Below are 3,951 nucleotides of genomic sequence, written 5' to 3'. Positions count from 1 at the left end.
TCATCAAAGAGGTTTTGTGCAATATCGGCTTTGCCTTGGCTTGAGTCTGGTCCATAGGCACGTAGTGTATACATATCTGGTAAACCATTTCTTGTGGTATAGCCATTTACGAGTTTGAAAGAGTTTTCTTCTGCTTTTCCAGAAACTTGAATGAGTGAAAGACCTCGGACATTGGCAGCAGCAGAGGTATTTGCTTCGATATTGTTCTCTTCTAAGCGCCCCGTAACATAAACTGATGTGTTGCCTGAGACGTTCCCATTGATCAAAAGCCTATCGGTTTTTTGATCGGCGATTGGTGCTCCATCACTCCATTGTGCGTTGAAGTAAATTTTTGCGTCACCAGAGGCATTGTAGACGGCTTGCGTGTCTGGTTTACCAGAACCTATATACAAAGTTTGGTAATGCTGTTTTTCTGTTGGCTTGCTAAACATAATGGAGCTGTTATCGAGATTAAGCGTAGAAATATCGGAACGAGATCTTTGAGCAATATCAAGTAGTTTTCCATCAGCATCTTTTTCATTGTTACTGATCTTCAACGTCCATTTTGTGTCGTTTTTCAGATCAAAGCGTGTTTGCCCATTTTCGTCATTTCTTACACCGCCTTGTAAGACAGAATGGTCTGCGGTTAAAGTAAACATTTCAACAGGTTTTGTCTTCTGCTTTATGTTTTTGAATAACGTATCTGCAAGGATTTTTGAATTTTTGAGATTAATTTTTCCCATTGATTCATCGGTATTTATTCCAATACCATTTTCAACGATCAGATCTGTATTGGTCAAATTAACTTCACTGTTTTGCCAATCTTGTGGATTACTATTACTTAGGCCATTTAACTTATTTTTAGACAAATCTGTAAAATTCACCCCAGCAACCCCTGCTGTTGCAGAAGTATTTGCGAGATCAATATGTCCATTTCTGTTTATCTTTAGTGCAATTAGTGTTGCATCTATTTTGTTTTCAGCGCCATTGATCATCTTAATCGTGCTATTGGATGCGACAAGTCCAAAATCAACTTTTTCAATCGTTGTTTTTCCGTTTAATTCAATGACGCTATTTGCAGCAGCATTTACACCCATGCTGGGCAGTTCGATTCCCTCAATATTTGTTTTCTTCCCTTTTATCGTTAATTCTTCACTTGTGATTTTGCCTCCATCCGTTACATAAAGACCAAAGAGAGTCTTCGTAATCGTTGTTTTTCCTTTTAATTCAATGACGCTGTTTGGGCCCTCAGCTGATGCGCCTGTAACTGAGCTTTCGCCATTTTCTGTGAGTGCAACATCTTTAACATTAATATATCCACCCAAAGTTGCATATAATGAATTATTACTCCCAGTAACAGTTCCTCCTGTCATGAAAATTTTTGATTGCTCACCAATGGCACTCAGCGCATTATGCTCAGATGAAATGATTTTCGCACCATTGTTTAAAGTAATGCTACTGCCGTTTTGAGCAATTATTGCTTCTCCTTTTGCCTCAAAAGATCCGCCGGTGATTGTTATTTGAGATTTGTTATCTGCTAAGATGCTGTTTTTTGCTTTCGTGACGGTTACATTATTTAAAGTGACAATACTTCCTTTGTCAGCACTTATTCCTTTATCCATAAGAAAGTCATCATTTTCGCTTGATATTTTTACATCTTTCAGCGTGTTTTCTTTGCTGGTGGTGTTAAGAAATGATGCACCTACTGCTTTGTCTCCTGTGACCTCAATCGATCCTCCGGTCATCTTGATTGTCGCATTATCACTTTCGGCTTTAACACCGATCGAAGCATTTTTAATTGTTGTGTTACCATTCAATTCAATAGTGCTGGAACCTCTTGCAAATGCACCGAATTTTGTTCCTTTACCATTTGCTGTGAGCACAACATCTTTAACATTAATATATCCACCAGCTTTTGTATATAATACACTATTGCTACCGGTAACAGTTCCCTCTGTCATAAAAATTTTTGATTGCTCACCAATGGCATTGAGCCCATCACCGTTAAGTGATGTGATTTTTGCCTTATTGTTTAAAGTAATGATACTACCGTTTCGAGCATTGATTGCTGTTTCGTTTGCCTCAAAAGATCCATCGATAACTGTTACTTGAGTTTGGTTATCTGCAAAGATGCTGTTTTTTGCTTTTTTAACAGTTATATTTTTCAAAGTGAGTTTACTTTTTTTTTCAGCTTTTATTGCGTTATAGGGTTCACTGTTTTCACTTGTTATTGTGACATTTTCCATATTTCCGTTACCCGCATTTAGCTGAATAGCGGTTTTATCAACATTGATAGAACCTCCTGTCATTTTGAATGTAGCGTTGTCCGATATATTAACGCCGTATTCATAGGAAGATTTAGTTCCAAGTGGAGCACTAATGATGGTATTGTCCGATAATTCAATCAAACTATCGGATCCTTTAACGGTGACAACGGTTGTAACAGATGGTGGTGTTGGAGAGGTACTCCCCAGCTTTAAATTCTTGCCGATGATTTTTCCACCTGTTTCTGCCCAAATATTATCGTAGCTTTCTTTAGAGACTTCCATTTTTTTTCCATCAGAAACTTTAAGTTCTTTAAGTTCTTCCGCTTGTGTGTTGTGGTAGGTCCCAAATAATAGAATTGCTGCAGTTGCTGTATGCGATAAAAGAGATTTTTTAGACATTTATGTTCTCCTCACTTAAAACTAAGCTACAAATATTTTTTCTGTTTGCCATATCTCCACTTGTTATAAGAAGAACAAACAATATAAGAAAATAAATAATGGTCTATAAAAATATTCTTCTTGCTCACTATTTTATAATTTACTTATAGTTTTATAATTTACTTATAGTCAAATTAAAAAACATAATAATTAATGTATATATTTACATTTAAGTCATATTATATTTATAGTTTTAGTTATTACGTATTAAATATATAATTAAAAATATTAAAATGATATTTAAATACAATATTATAAGCAAATGATCGTTGTTTGTTTGTACTTTTTAATGTTATCACAGTACTGTCATATATTTTGATGCATTAAGGAGAATAAAGGGGGGACAGCATCGTTGGGAACAGCCGTCAGCAAAAATTAAAAAAGTTTACTTAATTTTAGATCTGAGGTGTTTTATATTGGATGTAATGTGTTTTATAAATATGCTAAAGAGTACTGATTGATGCTTTTATAAATCTTAGTTTCTTCTTGAGTATTTTGATAAAGTGGTTGATGTCTTTGTTTTTTGGGTGTATTTAATTAAATTATCTGCGTAAAGAAATATTTTGCAGTATGTTTCCTGTGTAAAGAGGAAAATAATAGTAGCTTGTGCTTTTTATTTACTTACGACAGTAAAACTTTACATTTTCTTTTTGCTTTGAGAAAAAGGGGAAGGGGATTTTATGAAGCAAGCGCGATTTATCAATAAACATATATGATTTATCAATAAATACATATAAGGTGTTTTTTCTGAAAGTTTTACTTTCACTTGGAGATGAAGCGCTTTGCGACATTTTTGTTTATGAGAGATAAATGCCATTCAATATCTAAGACAGCGTAAGGGGCAGATTTCTCAAAATCACTGAATTTATTCTCACCCTTAAGCATAACCACCCGCTTTAGTGCATATTTTCATTCTTTTGCGCAAAGACTGCTACACGCATTTCACGCTCCCCAATTCCAGCAAATTGGCAAGACCTTCCACAGCTGTCTTTTCAGGATTATAACGAAAGCGTTTTTTTGCCTGTGTACGAGCAACTACTTCAATCTGGTATGCATCAAAAACAATACCTAGCCTTGTCAATCAATAAATCTTGATGGAGATGATCTTGGGAGGATAAAGAACAAAAGCTATTCGAGCGATCTTTTTATGAAAGGGTGTCAAGAATAAAAAAAGGCAGCATATCGTGCTGCCTTTTTATTAAATTGAATAGAATGAATAGGCTATTTTTACAGCCTTGATTTAAAACTGATAGCGTATGCCGCCTGA

Annotated in this window: 2 protein-coding genes; both read right to left on the bottom strand. The window is 35.1% G+C overall.

Annotated features, from left to right (window positions below):
- Nucleotides 1–2,645, bottom strand: a 2,645-nt coding sequence (locus ACFIM6_RS09415; RefSeq protein WP_375612615.1) for an autotransporter outer membrane beta-barrel domain-containing protein, incomplete at its 3' end; no start/stop codon positions are given.
- A 970-nt stretch (nucleotides 2,646–3,615) separates the two neighbouring features.
- Entirely contained in the window at nucleotides 3,616–3,765 is a 150-nt protein-coding gene (locus ACFIM6_RS09410) for a hypothetical protein (RefSeq protein ID WP_375612614.1), read from the bottom strand.
- Nucleotides 3,766–3,951 lie beyond the last annotated feature (186 nt).

This window comes from Bartonella sp. AA9NXGY (assembly GCF_042196845.1).
In the GTDB taxonomy this organism is placed as follows: Bacteria; Pseudomonadota; Alphaproteobacteria; order Rhizobiales; family Rhizobiaceae; genus Bartonella.
Note: the sequence above shows the minus strand (reverse complement) of the source record. Positions and strands in the feature narration are given on the sequence as shown.